Raw genomic sequence first — 15,665 nt, 5'->3', positions numbered from 1 at the left:
CGGCCTCCGTTATCGGACGGCGGCCAACGCTCCCAGCGCGTCGGCCGCTTGCAGTGACTATTGAACAGTGAACGGAACGCCGGGGACTGAGTCGGGGAAGATTGGCACGGGCGCCTTCATCCACTTGGCGTAGAAGCCGGCCAATTTGCCATTGGACTTGATCTCGTCGATGAATTTGTTTGCCGTCTCGTTCCACTCCTTCTCTTGCAGGCGCGTGCAGGCCCCGTTGTACAAGGCGGTGAAGTGAAGCTTGGGCTCGAATCCAAGTTCCGGCTTTGCAGCGTTCAGACGCTGCGGGTAGAAACTGTTTGCGCCGACCGCCTGCACCTGACCCGAGAGCAGCGCCTGGATCGTGGCCGCGTCGTCATCAAACCTGCGGATTTCGGCGCCCGCTGGAGCATTATTGGTTACCTGGGTGTCCTGCGTGGAGGAGCGTGGGACGCCAATAACGTACTTCCCCATATCGGCATTACTGTTGATCGGCGTTGCCTGGGCAGCGACAAGTGTAATCTCATTGGCAACATATGGCCTGGAATATTGTACCGCCTTCGCGCGCTCGGGCAGCATGGCCATGGTCGCGAACAGAATGTCTACGCGGCCTGTGGTCAGCGCCGGAATACGATTGGCCACCGCCAGCGGGACGAACTCGGCCTTCACGCCGAGATATTCAGCGAAGGCGCGCCCCATGTCGGCGTCGATCCCGTCCTGCTTTCCTGAGCTGTCGACATAGCCCCAGGGCGGATTGTCGCCCTGGATGCCGATGACGACGACGCCCTTCTTCTTCACGTCCTCCAGAGTGCCCGCCTGCGAGCCGCCTGCGACAACGATGGCCGACAGCGTCAACAGTGCAATGCCGAAATGGCGGCGATTGAGCAAAAACAACATGAGTATCTCCTCCTGGTGATGGCTGTGTTTGATTGAGTAGGTGCGCCGAACCTACCTTTGACCGGCCAGCGCGAGCCTGGCCTCCACCCGACTGCCCCACCATGAGAGTGGCCAGCAGAGGATGAAATACATCGCACCGACCACACCGAAGACGAGCAACGGCTGGTAGGTCTGGTTCGATACGATTTGACCGGCGCGGGCGAGTTCGATGAAGCCGACGATGGCAGCGAGCGAGGTGCCCTTGATGAGCTGCACGAGATAGCCGATGGTCGCCGGCAGCGCGATGCGAATGGCTTGCGGCAGCACGATGTCGCGCATGCGCGAGGAATAATGCAGACCGAGCGCCATGGCCGCTTCGTTCTGACCGCGCGGCACGGCCTGGATTGCGCCGCGCCAGATCTCGCCCAGAAAAGCTGAGGCGTTGACGGTGAACCCGATCGCGACCGCAACGAATGCCGACAGCTTCAATCCGAGGAGCGCCAAGCCGTAGTACACCACGAACAGTTGCAGCAACAGCGGTGTCCCCTGGAAGATTCCGATATAGATCCGGACCATCCATTCCACAGTCGTGCGACCGCAGGTGCGCAACAATGCGACGATCAGGCCGGCCGTACAGCCCCCGACGAATGCAACCAACGTCAGCAGCACCGTCCATTGCAGACCACGCAGAAGGAAGCCGAACTCGGGAAGACCAAAATGCGGTGTCATGATCTGTGCTCCTCAGCGCGTCGGATATGAGAAGAAGCGGTTGGAGATGATTGCGAAGCCCGACATCAGAAGCCAGGAGATCGCGAGGTAGAGGAAGGTGACGAAGAAATAGACCTCGAAGCTGCGGAATGTGTCGCTTTCAATGCGCTGCGCAACCGACGTCAATTCATAGGCGGACACAGCCGAACAGATCGACGAGGTCAGCGTCAGCATGATGAACTGCCCCGTGAGCGAGGGATAGATCGCGCGAAGCGCGGGCTTGAGTACGATGGAACGGAATACCTGCCCTTTGTGCAGTCCGAGTGCGTAGCCGGCCTCGATTTGCCCTTTGTGAATCGATTGCACGCCGCCGCGGATGATCTCGATAGCGTACGCGCCTCCGTTCACACCGAGTGCGATAATGGCGGTGGCGGTCGGATTGAGCTTCACCCCGACGAGCGGCAATGCAAAGAACAGAAAGAAGATCTGCACCAGGAAGGGCGTATTGCGCACGATCTCGACGAAGCCGATCACGATGACGCGCACCCAGGCCGCCTTCGCATCGCGGGCCGCAACGCCCGCAACGCCGATGATCATTGCGAGCGTCATGCCAGCAAGCGCCAAACCCAACGTCCCCACGCATCCCCACAACAGCGCGGGCATTGCGTGCCAAACCACCGAGAAATCGAGCGTGTAGCCCATCTTGCGTTTCCTCTCGGGCGTTGTGCGTGCCGCTCGCCCATCGGCCGGGTGTCACCCTCCCAAGGACGCGAAAGTTGCGAAGAAAACGTCCGGATCAGGCGAGACGCCCGTGAACAGGCGGAACGCTTCGGTGCCCTGGAAGATCGCCATTCCGCTACCATCGACGGTGCGGCAGCCGAGGACACGCGCCGCGCGCAGCAGCGCGGTCTCCAGGGGAAAGTAGATGATCTCAGCGACCCAGAGCCCGGAACACAGCATCGCCAGCGGCAGCGGCGTTCCCGGATATTTGTCCATGCCGATCGGCGTCGCGTTTACAATTCCGTCCGCGGCAGCCACGGCCGCCGCGACATCCTGGCCGACCCTCAAGCGCCCTTTCACAAATCGAGAGGACAAGCCGTCGACCACGCTCTGCGCCTTGGCCAGGTCGACGTCTATGATGATCAGTTCCTGCACGCCAAGCTTCATGAGCGCGAAAGCAACCGCCGCGCCCGCGCCGCCTGCGCCGAATTGCACGACGCGACCGAGTGGTGCACCTTGCATGTTGCGGCAGAAATTCTCGGCAAAGCCGAACCAGTCGGTGTTATGGCCGGTCATTCGGCCGTTCCTGACGACCACGGTGTTCACGGCGCCAAGCGCCTCCGCGTCGGGCGAAAGCTCGTCCAGCAGTGGAAGGATCGCCTGCTTGCAGGGATGGGTCACGTTCAATCCGTCAAAGCCCATCCGCCTTGCGGCCGTGAGCAACTCCGGCAACGCTTCGACGCCGAGGTTCAACTCGGTCAGATCGATCTTCTTGTAGAGATAGCGGATGCCAGCGGCGTCGGCGGCCGCTTCGTGCATGGGCGGCGTCCGAGACGCCGAGATGCCGCTGCCGATCAGGCCGACGAGAAAGCTGGGTTTGGGATGCATTGTCGGCGTCGCCCGTCAGCTCAATGGGACAGTCAATTGCGCGATGATCTGGGCCGTGCTCGGTCGGACGCCACGCCACCAGACAAAGGCCTCCGCCGCCTGCTCGACCAGCATGCCGACGCCGTCAGCCAGTTTGGCCACGCCTTCGGCGCGGGCCGCTTGCAGAAAGGGAGTCAATCCTTTGCCATAGGCGAGTTCGTACGCCAGCTCCGCGCCCTGGAAGACGTTGCCCGGAAGCGGCGGCATTTCACCTCGCAGGCTGGCAGAGGTCGCGTTGACCACGACGTCATAGCCCTCGGCAAGGTCGGCCAGTTCAGCGTAGCCGCTCACGATCAGGGGACCACAGCCGGCTGACTCTTCGGCCAATGCCACGGCTTTGGACAGCGTTCGATTGACAAGAACCAGCTCGGACGGTTGCTGGCGCAGGAAAGGCAGCAGCGCGCCTCGTGCCGCTCCCCCAGCGCCGAGCATCAGGACGCGCCGGCCGGCTATTTTGACGCCGAGATTGGCAGTGATGTCGCGTACCAGGCCGATTCCGTCGAAATTCTCGGCGATGATCCGATCGCCGTCGAATTTCAGGCAGTTTGCGGCACCTGCGCGTTTGGCGCTCTCTGAGAGCTCATTTGCGTAAGCGAAGGCATCAAGCTTGAACGGGGCGGTGATGTTCAGCCCCTTGGCGCCCTCCGTCCGGAATTGATCCACCCGTACGCTGAAGCCATCGATGGGCCCCTCGATCGCCTCATAGACGAGATCCTGGCCCGTCATTTTCGCGAAATTGCCATGGATGAAAGGTGACTTGCTGAAGCCGATCGGATTGCCAATCACCGCATAACGATCGCTCATCGCTCACTCCTGCACGGCAGCTTCGTTGTAGAGCACGCCGTCGCGCACCATCGCGTCGACGGCTTCGGCCGACAGTCCCAGCGATGCCGCGATGCGGCGATTGTCCTGCCCAAGCAGTGGTGCCGGAGCGCGCACCGTGGTGTCGCAATCGGAGAACCGGAACGGCAGATTCGGCAGCGTCACCTTGCCGAGGACCGGATGCTCCTGTTCGACCAGCATGCCGCGCGCGTGGACCTGTGGATCATTCACGACCTCTTCGATGGTCTGCACGGGAGCGGACGGCACACCTGCTTCCTCGAGTGCCCCAAGACACGCATCTCGAGACGGCTGCAATAGCGTCCAATTGCGCACAATCTCCATGGCTTCAGCATAATGGGCGTTCCGTGCAGCGGGCTTGGCGAAGCGCTCGTCCGACGCCAGCGTCTCCCCTCCAATCAAGCTCGCCAATCGTCGCCACGCATCATCGACTTGCGCAGCAATGACGAGATTGCCGTCCTTGGCCGGAAAGACGCCGTAGACCGTCGAATCCGGCTGTCCGCTGCCGGTCTGCTTCGGCAGGTCGGCGCCGCCGGAGAGGAAGTAACGCTGAACCGCATAGTCGTGCATCGAGACCATGCAATCGTACAGCGCCAGATCGATATGTTGGCCGCGCCCGGACGACGCGCGGCCAACTAGCGCCGCATTGATCGCAGCCACCCCGTGAATGCCGGTATACATGTCGGCCAGCGGCATCCGCAGCAGTGGCGGCGCTTCGCCGGGATTGCCCAATTGCGCCAGGGCCCCCGACATCGCCTCTGCGATCAGGCCGAAGCCCGGACGATCGGCATAGGGACCGGTGTGACCATAGGCGGAGACCGAGCAATAGATCAGCTTCGGATTCCGTGCCGATAGCGCTTTGTAACCAAGCCCGAGACGTTCGAGTGCGCCGGGTCGGTAATTCTCGATGAAAACATCGGCTGTATCGACCAGCTTCATCATCATATCGAGACCACGCTTGTCGCGCAGGTCGATGCAAAGTCCCTGCTTCCCCATATTCTGCTGCAGGAAGTAGCCGGATTGTCCGTCCTTGAAATATCCATGAGCCCGGCCTGCGTCGCCGCCCTTCGGACGCTCCACCTTGATGACCTCCGCGCCCATCGCGGCGAGGCAACGGCCCATGAACGGGCCGGCCAGGAAATGACTGTAGTCGATGACGCGAATGCCTTTGAGCGGCAGATCTTGCGCGGTCATGCGCGCTCTCCCGCGACGCCGGTCTTCGGACGCATCGGAATCATCAGCCGATGCTCACCGAGCTGCACCACTTCGCCGCGCTGATTAATCAGCTCCGAGGGTAGCACAACGATGCCCCACCCGGCCCGCTTTGTGGTGCGCATTGAACCGACGCGGAAATTCACGTGCACGGTGTCGCCGAGCTTGATCGGCAGCTTGAAATCCCACGTCCAGCCCAGCGACATTCCCGGAAGGAAGCGGTAGTCGGCACGGGTCTTCAAACCGTCGGCCAGCGACAGACCAAACAACCCGTGCGCGACGCGGGTGCCGAACGGCGTTGTCTTCGCGTACTCCTCGTCGACATGGACCGGCGTGAAATCGCCCGTCAGTTCGGCGTAGGCATTCACCATTGCTTCGGTGACCGTCACCGAGGGCGTGACGCATTCGTCACCGACCTTGGCATCGTCCCAGTAGCGCTCATCGGTCATGTCGCGTTTTCCTTAGGCCCGTGGATTGATTGCCAAGGCGCCTTCCACAGCGCCTGCGCTGGCTTGCAAGATCTCGACGTTGAGCCCGCCCGGCAGTTCGAGCCAGTTCGCCCCAGCGGGCAACGCCTTGGCGCCCCAAGCGGCAGCACGGGTGAGCACACCTTCGTAGTCGTCGACCATGATGCCGAGATGGGCGAGACGGCCCTCAGGTCCGACGAAATTTGGATCCTCGATGAGTTGCACGCTTCCGACCACCCAAACCTGGCGCGGGCGTGCACCGTCGGCGGGTTGCTCGTCGCGAATGGCGAGACCAAGCACCTCACGAAAGAAGGCGACGTGACGATCAACGTCCGGCACACGGATCGCGACGTGCTCGACATAGGCGCGGGGCAACGACATCGTCTCAGGACTTTCCAGGATAGTCGCTGCGGGCGTATTCGATGCCCTTGACCAGCGCGACGAGGGTGGAATTGACCGGGGTAGGCACGTTGAGCCTGGCGCCCCAACGCACGACGGAGCCGTGGATGTAGTCAACCTCGGTCAGATTGCCGGACTGCAAGCTCTGCAGCATCGATGTCTTGAACTCGGGCGGCAGGCCAGCGGATGCCATCGTCCAGGCGCGTCGCGGGTCGGTAATCGAGATCTTCACGCCAGCAGATTGCGCAACCGCGATGCTCTCTGAGATTGCGGCAAGCGCACAATCTTCCAGAATCGATAGCGAATAGAGGCCGCCATAGGTCAGCCCGGTAACGGCGGTAATTCCTCCTCCGGCGACGTTGATGAACAACTTGTCCCACATCGTGCCCAAGATGTTGTCGCTGAGCAGGGTGAGGATGCCGGCACGATTAAAAGTCTCGGAAATTCGATGCGCACGTTCCGTCAAGCGACCATCAAGCTCGCCGATGATGGTCTCCTTGCCGATGACCCCGGAACGAACATGACCAGGGCCGAGCAGCACGCCGCCGACGTAAGTCTTGCCCGCCATGACCCGGTCACGACCAACCTCCTCCGACAGGATGTCCTCGTGACCAAGACCGTTCTGAAGCGACATCACGACCGTCCGCGGCCCGATGATCGGCGCCGCGGCACGGATGGCATCCCGCGTGTGGTAGGACTTGACGAGGACAATGACGAGGTCCGCCTCTACGCCAACCTGGGTCGCGGAACTGCACGCAGTGACCTTCACAACGGTCTCGGCGCCCACTTCGAGCAACCGTAGGCCATCGACATTGATAGCGTCGACATGAGCCTGGAATGGATCGATCAGCCAGACCTCGGCCCCGCCGCGCGCCAGCGTACCGCCGATGGTCGAGCCCAAGGCTCCCGCTCCGATAAAGCAGATCCTCATCCGAACGCTTCTCCCGCGCCTTTCTCTGCGTTGAAAGCACGGTAGCCAGCCGCTCGATATTTAGATATATTATGATCTTTATAGCAGTTATTGTGAATCGCAATGAAGCACCAGGATCCTATCGAGGCCAACCTGCTGGACCCGCGCCTGCTCAGGCTGTTCGACGCATTGTTCGCAACGGGTAGCGTCACCAAGGCAGCCGAGAAGCTCGGTCAAAGTCAGCCGACCATTTCGATCTGGCTGGCGCGTCTGCGAAAGGAATTGGACGATCCGCTCTTCGTCCGGTCAGCAGACGGCATGCTGCCGACGCCGCGCGCAGAGGCTCTGATCGGCACCGCGAGGCAGGCGCTGGAGATGCTGCGTCGTCTGGCCGAGCTTCGCAGCGACTTCGATCCGACAACCGCGAAACGCCGTTTCGCCATTTGCATGACGGATGGAAGTCACGTCACGCTGCTTCCCTCCATTCTCGCTCAGGTCCGTCGCGTTGCGCCTGGCGTTCGTATCGAGGCGACACAGATCGGCCCTGACACCCCAAGAATGCTGCAGTCCGGCAAGGCCGATCTGGCGCTCGGCTACATCTCGGATCTCGACGCGGGACACTTTCAACAGGCACTGTTTCCGCAGGATTGGGTCTGCCTGGCGAACGCGAAACATGCTCGGATCCGCGACCGCATCGCGGCAAAGGATTTCAGGCGTGAGGCACACGTCCTCATTCGCTCCGGCACCGGGCATCAGTTGCTCGCCGCCGCGCTGCAGGAGCAGAAAATAGTCCTAGACGTTGGGCTGGAGCTACCCGGCTTTTTGGGATTGCCTGCAATCGTCGGGACGACTGACCTGATCGCCACCCTTCCAAGGCACATTGGTGAAACGCTGGCTCACTATTACGGACTGCGCGTGCTCGACTGCCCGCTGGCAATCGCCGGATTTACGGTGAAGCAATATTGGCACGCCCGCTTCCATCACGACCCCGCAAGCCAATGGCTGCGTGGCGTCTGCGCCGACCTTTTCCAACAGCAGGAAGTACGGGGTCTATATCGTTCCGGTCGACCAAAGAAACGAGAGCCTCGCGATTTGCAGTCGTAATGGAGCCCTTGCTGAGGTCGGCTTTCGGCCTCCTCGCCATATGACCGAAGCTAGACACTCGCTTTGCGCCGCGCTTGGTCGCAGACGTAAGGCTGCCCCCAGCGTCGTTGCTGCCGACCAATTCACGCGAATGTTCAGTGGGCTACCATCTGGAGTGCCAAATCGTAGACGATCGTAGCTCGGCGTATGAAATCACGGTCCGTAGTAGCGCGGGAGCGAATCGAACCCCTGCCGAACAATCCGGTTTGATTCTGCAGCAGATGGTGGGCTCAGCCGCCGGCCAGCGCGGTGTCTCTCGGATCAATTGCCGCATATACGGCCGAATCGAAACATTTCCGCAATCCGGTTAGCCTAAGGTTAGAGACGTCCAGTATTCCGTTTGGTGGGATTGACGGTTTTTACTCGCTGCCGAGGTCCGCCAGACCTCCGAAGGTTGGCACTCGTAGTTCTGCCCCTCTAGACGCGGTCAGTCGCTGCTACGGGGCCGATTAGGGCGGTGATGTCGTAGGATGAAGGCGCGTATCGAGCGCGAACGCTTCCTGAAGGTGCAGCTGGTACGCGCCTTTCGCCCTGGTCGGATCAAAGATTAAATTCCAGCTGTGATTGGACACCACACCTGGGATCACGACGAATTTGTGCTTGGCCAAGAGCGCATCCCCGAACGCCTGCTGGCCTGCGCCTGGGATTCCCGGTCGCAGCCAACGCAACGGGCGTGGCTCAATTCTTCGGTGCAAACGCTTCGGTCGCCGCTTTCATGGCAGACTCGCCCATGCTTTTGGTTTGCTCGGTGAGCAATCTCATTTGCGCCTGAAAGAAATCAGATTGAATCTCGAGGGCGTCCTTCATGTCCTTGGCCTGCATGAGCTTATCGCCGAGGTCGAACGTCGCGGTGACGTTGCGCTGCATGTAGCCGCAGAACTCCTTAGCGCCGCTTGCAATCGGCAGCTTCGAGGCACTTAAGCCCATTTCCAGCTGCTCGAAATACTCGGCGTTGGCCTTGCGCAGGCGAAGAAGCGTCTCGGCGAGCATGGTGCGGATACCCGCTGCGGATGGATTGCTATCGGCCATGGTGTCATTCCTCCTTGTTACGCAGCAAGTCCCCCGAACCACGCACCAAAATAGCCGGCGTAGAGCGCGGGCATTTCAAGGTTCATCGAATGTCCGATACCGGGCACCACGACGAGGCGACAGTCTGGCATTGCCGCGGCCATCGCATGAAGATCGGCGGGGGGGATCCAGCCGTCCCGTTCCCCCCACAATACCAGATGCGAATGCCCGATCTCGGGCATGCGGCTCTCCAATTCCCGGCTCTCCCGCTCGCGCGTGAGATTGACGGGTGTCCCGATCCAGATGCCTTCGGAGACGCCGAAGCTTTGTTCGATGATCCGCTCGAACAGCGCCTGGATGTCCGCGCCCCCTGGACGGAATTGCGGGACCTTATTCGGCGCCATGCTCTCTGGGATAAACAGGGATGAGGCCGCGGTCGCCATCACCGAACGGGTCAACTCTTTGCTCGCCATCATGGCCCGAAACAGTCCGATCTGATCGGTATTGAAGGCCATGCCCAGCGGCGTAACCGGATCAAGCGCGAACACCCGTCCGAAACGGCGCGGTTGCATCAGCAGCATACGGGCCGCAATGATGCCGCCGGTCGAATGCGTTGCAAGATGGCAATAGTTGATATCCAGAGTGTCGAGCGCAGCCAGCATGTCCTTTGCGTGCTGCAGCATCGTGTAGTTGGTGTAATCGACCGCAGGCTTCGGCCGGTCGCTGTCGCCGCAACCGCGCCAGTCGATGCCGATGACGCGAAGACCAGAAGGAAACAGCGGGGCGGCGAGCTCGATCCAGTCCTTGCTGGCGAGATTGCCGTGGATGAAGACGACAGTGACGTCGCCTCGTCCCCACTCTCGCCAGCCCAGCTCGACTTCGCCCGCCTGCACCCTCGGCATGGACCGGTCCTACTTGTTCAGGCCGGCAGTGGGCGCGGCGCCGGCCGGCGTCGGTGCCACCGGCAAAGCAGAAACCACCGAGCCCTTGATCATACGATCGGTCCCGACCGGCGATGACGTGTCGACGCTTCCGCGCGTCACGAAATCCACGACATCTACCGGGTATTCAACCGGGTTGTCCGTGTGGATGAAGTGCCCGGTCTCCGGATAAATCTTGAGGATCGGCCGATTGCCCGCATTGGTCATGCGTGTCATGAAGGGCGTGATGGCATCGCGTCCGAGATCCGTCAGCCCATTGAATGCGGGCGTCGGGATGAACGGCTCCTTGTCGCCGAAGGCGAGGAAGATCGGAGCCTTGATCTGCGTGAGCCGCTCGTACAGGTTCTTCGGATCATCCTGCTGGAGCTCCGCTCCGATCGTGTAGACGTCGTAGATGAACACGTTGCACCACTGCTCGAGCTCTTTCGGATTGCCCTTGGTCAGTCCGACGCGCTGCTCTGTGTGGAGCCGGGCGTATTCACTGTCGCTGAAGAAATAGCCACTCTTCGCCGCAGAGACCGCACCTGTCTCAGGGTCGCGTTTCTTGAAATAGAAGAAGTCGCGGATGTTTTGCTCGTCGCGTGCCTTCTCGGCCGCCAGAATGCCGGTCTGATCCCAGGTCGCCTTCCACTTGTCGAAGTCATGATCGAAGGCCGGATCAAACAGCGGTGCCTTCTTGCCCTTGGCGATGGTGATCTCACGCGGATATTCTTCGAGGCCGGACGGCGCCTCCAGCGCGAGGCCCTGCACTGCATCCGGCCAGGTCAGGGCATAACCCATCACGAACTGCCCGCCGAGCGAATGGCCGAGATAATACGCCTTCTTGACGCCGAGCTGGTTGACGACGAGATCGTAGATGACCTCGCGCATGTCCTGCATGGTGCGCGCCGGACTCTTGTCGAGATTGCCGGGTCCGGACATACCGTAGTGCGGCAGGTCGGGCACGATCACGCGCAAGCCGCTACGCAGCGCATATTGCATGATGTTGCCGTAGTGCCCGCCGAACGCGCCTTTGCCATGGACGATCACAAGGATCTTCGGATCCTTCTCCGTGCCGGCATATTCATCCATGTAGCCGATCTGCCAGGAATTGCCGCCCTTGTCTTTGGCATTGGCGTACTTGACCGGATAGGGATACGTCACGAACTCTTTCCAGAACGATTTCTTAGGGTCGATGCTCTCGGCGACGCCGGGCACGCGATAATTCTTGTCAACGAATTTCTGCGCGCGGTCGAGGCTCGCCACATCATCCATGAAGGCAACGAACTTCGGGTCATTCTTGCGCTGGTTGATGATCGGAAACACACCATAATGGGCGACCGGGCTTTCCTGAGCAATAAGGTCCGCACCAGGCACGCGATCGACTGCCTTCTGAGCCAACTTGAAGTTCAGCCACAGGTCATTCGTGATGTGCATCACCAGCGTTCGCGCTTGAATGCGGCCGAGATAGGGGTTGATGTTATGCGTTTCGCCGACACGGTTGCGCCAGACCAGGTCGACCGCATCGTAAAGTTTGGCACGGTTGACGACGTTCAAGGCCGCCTTTTCGTTCGGGGGGTCCCAATAAAAGATTTCGGGCTGGACGGCGCCCCAATTCTGGGTCGTACGGAACGCAAAGTCATAGCCGGTCATGCCGAGGATCGACCAGCCGAACGCCACGCCCGGCATCGGATGCTTCTCCTTGGGCAGCTTGTAATAATCACCTTTCGTTTCCTGCCACACCGCATCGGATTCGATCGCCGCGGTCATCATCTGGAATGTCCAGTTGCCGACGGGATCTTCCCCATCCGACTGCGTGGTGCCACCGATCGGCATCAGTGCGCCGATATATTCGGGATGCATCACGCCCCAGACATAGGTCTGCGTGCCGCCCATGGAAACGCCTGACACCAGCGCAACGCGCGCGACCTTCAGCCCGTCGCGCAGCATCCGGTAATTGGCCTGAACCATGTCATAGTAGCTGTACTGCGGAAACTTTACGCCGAGACCATCCGACGGTTTGCTGGCGCCCCAGGTTCCGAGCGGATCGACCATGATGACGTAGTAGCGGTCCGTATCGATCGGCCGGCCCGGGCCAATAATTGGCACGGTGCCTGACAAGGCTGCTCCTTTGACCCACTGCTCGTACATGTCGGTGGCGTCGCCGGAATAATACGAGTTGATGACGACGGCATTGGTGATCTCGCCGGCGGCGTTGCGCCGCGGCGTACCGACCGCGATATAGGCGGTGTGCAATTTCCCGGCGCCGAGCGATTCGAGCGTGACGCCGCCCTCGCCGCCATTCTCCCACTTCGAGGGATCGGCGAGATCGTACTTGCCGCCAAGTCGGAAATTCGCGATCTCATAGGTCTTCTTCAGCCCGTCATGCTGCATCTGCGACGAGCGGCGCGTGAAGGGCTGCGCAACCGCGAGCGATGTCCCGATCAATAGCAACAGCAGGCTGATGAGATATCGCCGCATGACTTGTCTCCCGATCATGGCGAATTCCTCCGGCGGGCTTTGATTTTGCCAAACGCTAGGAGCGGACGCGGCGCGACCTTTGATCTAGCGCAAGGGAATTCGCACTGCCCGCGCGAGTGTCTTGGCACCGAATTGCATGCCGGGTCGCCACGATGCCATTCCTCACCCACGGCTCCTACCGGATCCGGTATGAGCTCGACGGTCCTGTGACGGCCCCGGCCTACGTGTTGGTCAACGGACTGACTCAATATTCCGAACTGTGGACCGCTTATCGCGACGCGCTCGTCGCACGGGGATTTCGCGTTGCGACATTCGATCTGCTCGGCCAGGGCGCCTCCGACAAGCCTACGCTTTTCATCAACCAGGACGACCATGTCCTTGCGCTGCATCGCCTGATCGAGATGCTCGGCGAAGGTCCAGTCTTCCTCAGTGGAATTAGCTTCGGCGGCCTGATCGCGCTGCGCTACGCGATCGAGCATGGGGCGCGCCTCTCAGGTCTGGTGCCAATGAGTTGTTTTGCCGAGCTTTCGCCTCAACTTCTCCTGATCGGCAACGCATTACGCACCGGCCTAATTCTGGGTGGAACTGGGTATCTCCAGGATCTGCTGCTGCCGATGAATCTGTCCGATGAATGGTTGAAGCCGCTGTTGGATAAGCTCGACGGTGTCAAGCGGCAGGGCTGGCTGGTCAATGACCTCTACGCGCTGCAGAACCTGATGGAGTCGTTCCTCGACTTCCAGCCGCTGACGCCGCAACTCGCCTCGATCGCCGTTCCGACCATGATCCTGAACGGAGAGTTCGACTTCCTGACGCCACGTGCCCTACACGAGACCCTGCGGGTCGAAATTCCCAACAGCGCGCTCGTAATCATCCCGGGGGCCTATCACGCTTTCACGTTGGAGAAGGGCGCGCTCACAGCCGACCTGCTCGCGCGCTTCGCCGATGACGTGCTGGCCGGACGCTGGCAAGGCAACAAGGCGGTCTGGATTGCGCCCGAAGATCCTGGTGGTGAGCTCACTCCATTTCCCGCCGGCTACGACCATCTGCGTGCCATCCCCGTCCAGAGGACCCGGGCATGAGTGGACTTCTCGGACCACTCGACTCCGAAGGCCGCGTGCCGCACGGCCAGCAGACCCGCGTCGCCGCTTTCCTGATCTCGGCCCATGGCGCTCTCGCAAGGCAATTCGCCCTCGCCCTGCCGGCGAAGTTCGAAGCCGGCTGGCAAACAGAATTGAATGCTCAGTTCTACCGAGAGAGCGAGATAGTCTCACTTCTGATGCGCGCAACCACATGGGTGCCGGATCTCGCTCTGGGCTATATGGCCATATCTTGGGAAGCCGCCTGGCTTCCGACGCCGAACGAAGGCATCGCCGATCGCTCTCTTTGGCAAGCAGTCCACCTCGCCACGCTCGCGCATGCCGTTCACGCCGGGATCCGGCCAGCGGCGTTACTACCGCTTGAGGCAAACCCGAATGACCCCTTCGTGATGGCGTTGCGCCGCATCGAGTTCGAGAGCGGGCGTCTGTTGCAGGCGCAGATCCTATTCCTGAAAGGTCCCGACCTGTTTCCCTTCCGAGGCACCGTCAGCACAGTCCTGGAAAGCCGACACACCGAACTGCGCAAGCTCTGGCACGACACGCTCGCGAGCGTGGGAATCGTCCGCGAATGATGGAGAGCCTTGACGCAGATCAAAGCAGCGCGACTTCCGCCCTCCAGCATTCATTGACCGCCTGCACCCGCCGACCGGAGTTCTCCCTCATGAAGGCCATTTCCCTCGAAGAAGCCGTCGCAATGATCCCGGTCGGCGCGAGCGTCATGGTCGGCGGATTCATGGGTGTCGGAACACCGGAGCGCCTGCTCGACGAGGTGGTGCGGCAGAAGAAGGGCGGCCTGTCGCTGATCTGCAATGACGCGGCGATCCCCGGCAAGGGCGTCGGCAAGCTGTTCGATGCTGCGCTGGTCGCGCGATTGACCGCAACGCATATCGGTCTCAATGCGAAGGCACAGCAACAGATGCTCGCAAGCCAGATCGACGTTGACCTAGTACCCCAGGGAACCTTCGTCGAGCGCATTCGTGCGGGGGGATGCGGGCTGGGTGGAATTTTGACGCCAACCGGCGTCGGCACGCTGGTTGCGCAGGGCAAGCGCGAGATCGAAGTCGACGGAAAGCCTTTTTTGCTTGAGACAGCCTTGCGTGCACAGTTCGCGCTGGTGCACGCCTTCCTTGCCGACTACCTCGGCAACTTGGCGTACGCACTGACTTCGCGCAACTTCAATCCAGTCATGGCAATGGCCGCCGACACCGTGATCGTCACGGCGGAGAACATTGTGCCAGTCGGCGTGATCGCGCCCGACCACGTCGTGACCCCGGCGCCGCTCGTCGACTACCTCATTACAAACGGGTGACGACATGGATCCGCAAATCATCATCGCCCGGCGCGTCGCCAAGGAGCTTCGGAGCGGCGACCTCGTCAATCTCGGCATCGGCATCCCGACGCTGGTCGCGAACTACGTTCCAGCGGACCTGAAGGTATTCTTCCAGTCGGAAAACGGCCTGATCGGAACAGGGCCTATCCCCGAGCAAGGCCTGGCGCATCCGACGCTCACGGACGCAGGGGGGCGCCCGATCAGCGCGCTGCCCGGGGCCTCGACCTTCGACAGCGCGATGTCGTTCGGATTGATCCGCGGCGGCCATGTCGACGTCACGGTGCTTGGCGGCCTTCAGGTCGATTCCCATGGCCATCTCGCCAACTGGATGATCCCGGGCAAGATGGTTCCTGGCATGGGCGGCGCCATGGATCTCGTCAGCGGCGCGAAGCGGGTCATCGTCGCCATGCAGCACGCAGCAAAGGGCAAGTCGAAGATTGTTGCGAAATGCAGCTTGCCGCTGACCTCGGCGCGGCCGGTGAATCTGGTCGTCACCGACTTGGCTGTGATCGGCTTTGCCGACGGCAGGGCGACGCTTCTTGAGACCGCGCCGGGCGTCACGATCGGCGAAGTGATGGCTGCGACGGAAGCCGACCTGCTCGTCGGCGACCATGTCCCGGAGATGATGATCTGAAGGTG

At 61.2% G+C, this 15,665-nt stretch carries 17 protein-coding genes and 1 pseudogene; 5 read left to right on the top strand and 13 right to left on the bottom strand.

Translation table 11 applies throughout. The features are described from left to right. Window positions 1-57: 57 nt before the first annotated feature. The 9 genes from AC0L3S_RS16625 to AC0L3S_RS16585 are packed head-to-tail and all read right to left on the bottom strand — an operon-like array spanning window position 58 to window position 7,068. Window positions 58-885 (bottom strand): transporter substrate-binding domain-containing protein, encoded by an 828-nt coding sequence (locus AC0L3S_RS16625; protein ID WP_473260328.1) that lies wholly within the window; start codon window positions 883-885, stop codon window positions 58-60. A 51-nt stretch (window positions 886-936) separates the two neighbouring features. Beyond that, window positions 937-1,593 (bottom strand): amino acid ABC transporter permease, encoded by a 657-nt coding sequence (locus AC0L3S_RS16620; protein ID WP_473260330.1) that lies wholly within the window; start codon window positions 1,591-1,593, stop codon window positions 937-939. 12 nt (window positions 1,594-1,605) lie between these two features. Then, a complete protein-coding gene (locus tag AC0L3S_RS16615; RefSeq protein WP_473279926.1) occupies window positions 1,606-2,274 on the bottom strand; it encodes an amino acid ABC transporter permease in 669 nt (222 codons plus the stop codon). A gap of 51 nt (window positions 2,275-2,325) precedes the next feature. Continuing rightward, window positions 2,326-3,180: a shikimate dehydrogenase gene (locus AC0L3S_RS16610; RefSeq protein ID WP_473279924.1), complete on the bottom strand. Its 855-nt coding sequence runs from the start codon at window positions 3,178-3,180 to the stop codon at window positions 2,326-2,328. A 15-nt stretch (window positions 3,181-3,195) separates the two neighbouring features. Then, window positions 3,196-4,023, bottom strand: a complete 828-nt coding sequence (gene aroE, locus AC0L3S_RS16605; protein WP_473260337.1) for a shikimate dehydrogenase — start codon at window positions 4,021-4,023, stop codon at window positions 3,196-3,198. A 3-nt stretch (window positions 4,024-4,026) separates the two neighbouring features. Continuing rightward, a complete protein-coding gene (locus AC0L3S_RS16600) occupies window positions 4,027-5,253 on the bottom strand; it encodes a CaiB/BaiF CoA transferase family protein (RefSeq protein WP_473279922.1) in 1,227 nt (408 codons plus the stop codon). Further along, on the bottom strand, window positions 5,250-5,720 hold the full coding sequence (locus tag AC0L3S_RS16595; RefSeq protein ID WP_473279920.1) for a MaoC family dehydratase: 471 nt from the start codon (window positions 5,718-5,720) through the stop codon (window positions 5,250-5,252). Before AC0L3S_RS16595 ends, AC0L3S_RS16600 begins: the two co-directional genes overlap by 4 nt. Window positions 5,721-5,732: 12 nt before the next feature. Next, window positions 5,733-6,119: a VOC family protein gene (locus tag AC0L3S_RS16590; protein WP_473279918.1), complete on the bottom strand. Its 387-nt coding sequence runs from the start codon at window positions 6,117-6,119 to the stop codon at window positions 5,733-5,735. 4 nt (window positions 6,120-6,123) lie between these two features. After that, a complete protein-coding gene (locus AC0L3S_RS16585; RefSeq protein ID WP_473279916.1) occupies window positions 6,124-7,068 on the bottom strand; it encodes a ketopantoate reductase family protein in 945 nt (314 codons plus the stop codon). Window positions 7,069-7,170: 102 nt separating this feature from the next. On the opposite strand from AC0L3S_RS16585, the gene AC0L3S_RS16580 reads away from it, so the two are divergent. Next, complete coding sequence (locus tag AC0L3S_RS16580) at window positions 7,171-8,151, top strand: LysR family transcriptional regulator (protein WP_473279914.1); 981 nt, start codon at window positions 7,171-7,173, stop codon at window positions 8,149-8,151. Between the two features lie 488 nt (window positions 8,152-8,639). Here AC0L3S_RS16580 and AC0L3S_RS16575 read toward each other — a convergent pair. The 4 genes and pseudogenes from AC0L3S_RS16575 to AC0L3S_RS16560 all read right to left on the bottom strand — a co-directional run. Continuing rightward, window positions 8,640-8,867: pseudogene (locus AC0L3S_RS16575) on the bottom strand (RES domain-containing protein); the annotation flags it as partial. Window position 8,868: 1 nt separating this feature from the next. Further along, window positions 8,869-9,219, bottom strand: a complete 351-nt coding sequence (locus AC0L3S_RS16570; RefSeq protein WP_473260350.1) for a phasin — start codon at window positions 9,217-9,219, stop codon at window positions 8,869-8,871. A 17-nt stretch (window positions 9,220-9,236) separates the two neighbouring features. After that, window positions 9,237-10,100, bottom strand: a complete 864-nt coding sequence (locus AC0L3S_RS16565) for an alpha/beta fold hydrolase (protein ID WP_473260352.1) — start codon at window positions 10,098-10,100, stop codon at window positions 9,237-9,239. A gap of 9 nt (window positions 10,101-10,109) precedes the next feature. Continuing rightward, window positions 10,110-12,617, bottom strand: coding sequence for an alpha/beta hydrolase (locus AC0L3S_RS16560; protein WP_473279912.1), 2,508 nt, complete (start codon window positions 12,615-12,617; stop codon window positions 10,110-10,112). A gap of 134 nt (window positions 12,618-12,751) precedes the next feature. On the opposite strand from AC0L3S_RS16560, the gene AC0L3S_RS16555 reads away from it, so the two are divergent. The 4 genes from AC0L3S_RS16555 to AC0L3S_RS16540 all read left to right on the top strand — a co-directional run bounded on the left by AC0L3S_RS16555 (window position 12,752) and on the right by AC0L3S_RS16540 (window position 15,660). Further along, on the top strand, window positions 12,752-13,678 hold the full coding sequence (locus tag AC0L3S_RS16555; RefSeq protein WP_473279910.1) for an alpha/beta fold hydrolase: 927 nt from the start codon (window positions 12,752-12,754) through the stop codon (window positions 13,676-13,678). Beyond that, entirely contained in the window at window positions 13,675-14,268 is a 594-nt protein-coding gene (locus tag AC0L3S_RS16550) for a hypothetical protein (protein ID WP_473279908.1), read from the top strand. The genes AC0L3S_RS16555 and AC0L3S_RS16550 overlap by 4 nt, the downstream gene beginning before the upstream one ends. 89 nt (window positions 14,269-14,357) lie before the next feature. Further along, window positions 14,358-15,005 carry a CoA transferase subunit A gene (locus tag AC0L3S_RS16545; RefSeq protein ID WP_473260361.1) on the top strand — a complete coding sequence of 216 codons (648 nt, stop codon included), beginning with the start codon at window positions 14,358-14,360 and terminating at the stop codon, window positions 15,003-15,005. Window positions 15,006-15,009: 4 nt separating this feature from the next. Next, window positions 15,010-15,660 (top strand): 3-oxoacid CoA-transferase subunit B, encoded by a 651-nt coding sequence (locus tag AC0L3S_RS16540; protein WP_473260363.1) that lies wholly within the window; start codon window positions 15,010-15,012, stop codon window positions 15,658-15,660. Window positions 15,661-15,665 lie beyond the last annotated feature (5 nt).

It is taken from the genome of Bradyrhizobium sp. Ken01 (assembly GCF_055807355.1).
The sequence above is the reverse complement of the archived record's forward strand: the minus strand, read 5'-3'. Positions and strand labels throughout refer to the sequence as shown.

Bases quoted from the DNA above. Each gene is read 5' to 3' on its own strand.
- AC0L3S_RS16625 (WP_473260328.1), bottom strand. From the start codon at position 885: ATGTTGTTTTTGCTCAATCGCCGCCATTTCGGCATTGCACTGTTGACG.
- AC0L3S_RS16620 (WP_473260330.1), bottom strand. From the start codon at position 1,593: ATGACACCGCATTTTGGTCTTCCCGAGTTCGGCTTCCTTCTGCGTGGT.
- AC0L3S_RS16615 (WP_473279926.1), bottom strand. From the start codon at position 2,274: ATGGGCTACACGCTCGATTTCTCGGTGGTTTGGCACGCAATGCCCGCG.
- AC0L3S_RS16610 (WP_473279924.1), bottom strand. From the start codon at position 3,180: ATGCATCCCAAACCCAGCTTTCTCGTCGGCCTGATCGGCAGCGGCATC.
- aroE (WP_473260337.1), bottom strand. From the start codon at position 4,023: ATGAGCGATCGTTATGCGGTGATTGGCAATCCGATCGGCTTCAGCAAG.
- AC0L3S_RS16600 (WP_473279922.1), bottom strand. From the start codon at position 5,253: ATGACCGCGCAAGATCTGCCGCTCAAAGGCATTCGCGTCATCGACTAC.
- AC0L3S_RS16595 (WP_473279920.1), bottom strand. From the start codon at position 5,720: ATGACCGATGAGCGCTACTGGGACGATGCCAAGGTCGGTGACGAATGC.
- AC0L3S_RS16590 (WP_473279918.1), bottom strand. From the start codon at position 6,119: ATGTCGTTGCCCCGCGCCTATGTCGAGCACGTCGCGATCCGTGTGCCG.
- AC0L3S_RS16585 (WP_473279916.1), bottom strand. From the start codon at position 7,068: ATGAGGATCTGCTTTATCGGAGCGGGAGCCTTGGGCTCGACCATCGGC.
- AC0L3S_RS16580 (WP_473279914.1), top strand. From the start codon at position 7,171: ATGAAGCACCAGGATCCTATCGAGGCCAACCTGCTGGACCCGCGCCTG.
- AC0L3S_RS16570 (WP_473260350.1), bottom strand. From the start codon at position 9,219: ATGGCCGATAGCAATCCATCCGCAGCGGGTATCCGCACCATGCTCGCC.
- AC0L3S_RS16565 (WP_473260352.1), bottom strand. From the start codon at position 10,100: ATGCCGAGGGTGCAGGCGGGCGAAGTCGAGCTGGGCTGGCGAGAGTGG.
- AC0L3S_RS16560 (WP_473279912.1), bottom strand. From the start codon at position 12,617: ATGATCGGGAGACAAGTCATGCGGCGATATCTCATCAGCCTGCTGTTG.
- AC0L3S_RS16555 (WP_473279910.1), top strand. From the start codon at position 12,752: ATGCCATTCCTCACCCACGGCTCCTACCGGATCCGGTATGAGCTCGAC.
- AC0L3S_RS16550 (WP_473279908.1), top strand. From the start codon at position 13,675: ATGAGTGGACTTCTCGGACCACTCGACTCCGAAGGCCGCGTGCCGCAC.
- AC0L3S_RS16545 (WP_473260361.1), top strand. From the start codon at position 14,358: ATGAAGGCCATTTCCCTCGAAGAAGCCGTCGCAATGATCCCGGTCGGC.
- AC0L3S_RS16540 (WP_473260363.1), top strand. From the start codon at position 15,010: ATGGATCCGCAAATCATCATCGCCCGGCGCGTCGCCAAGGAGCTTCGG.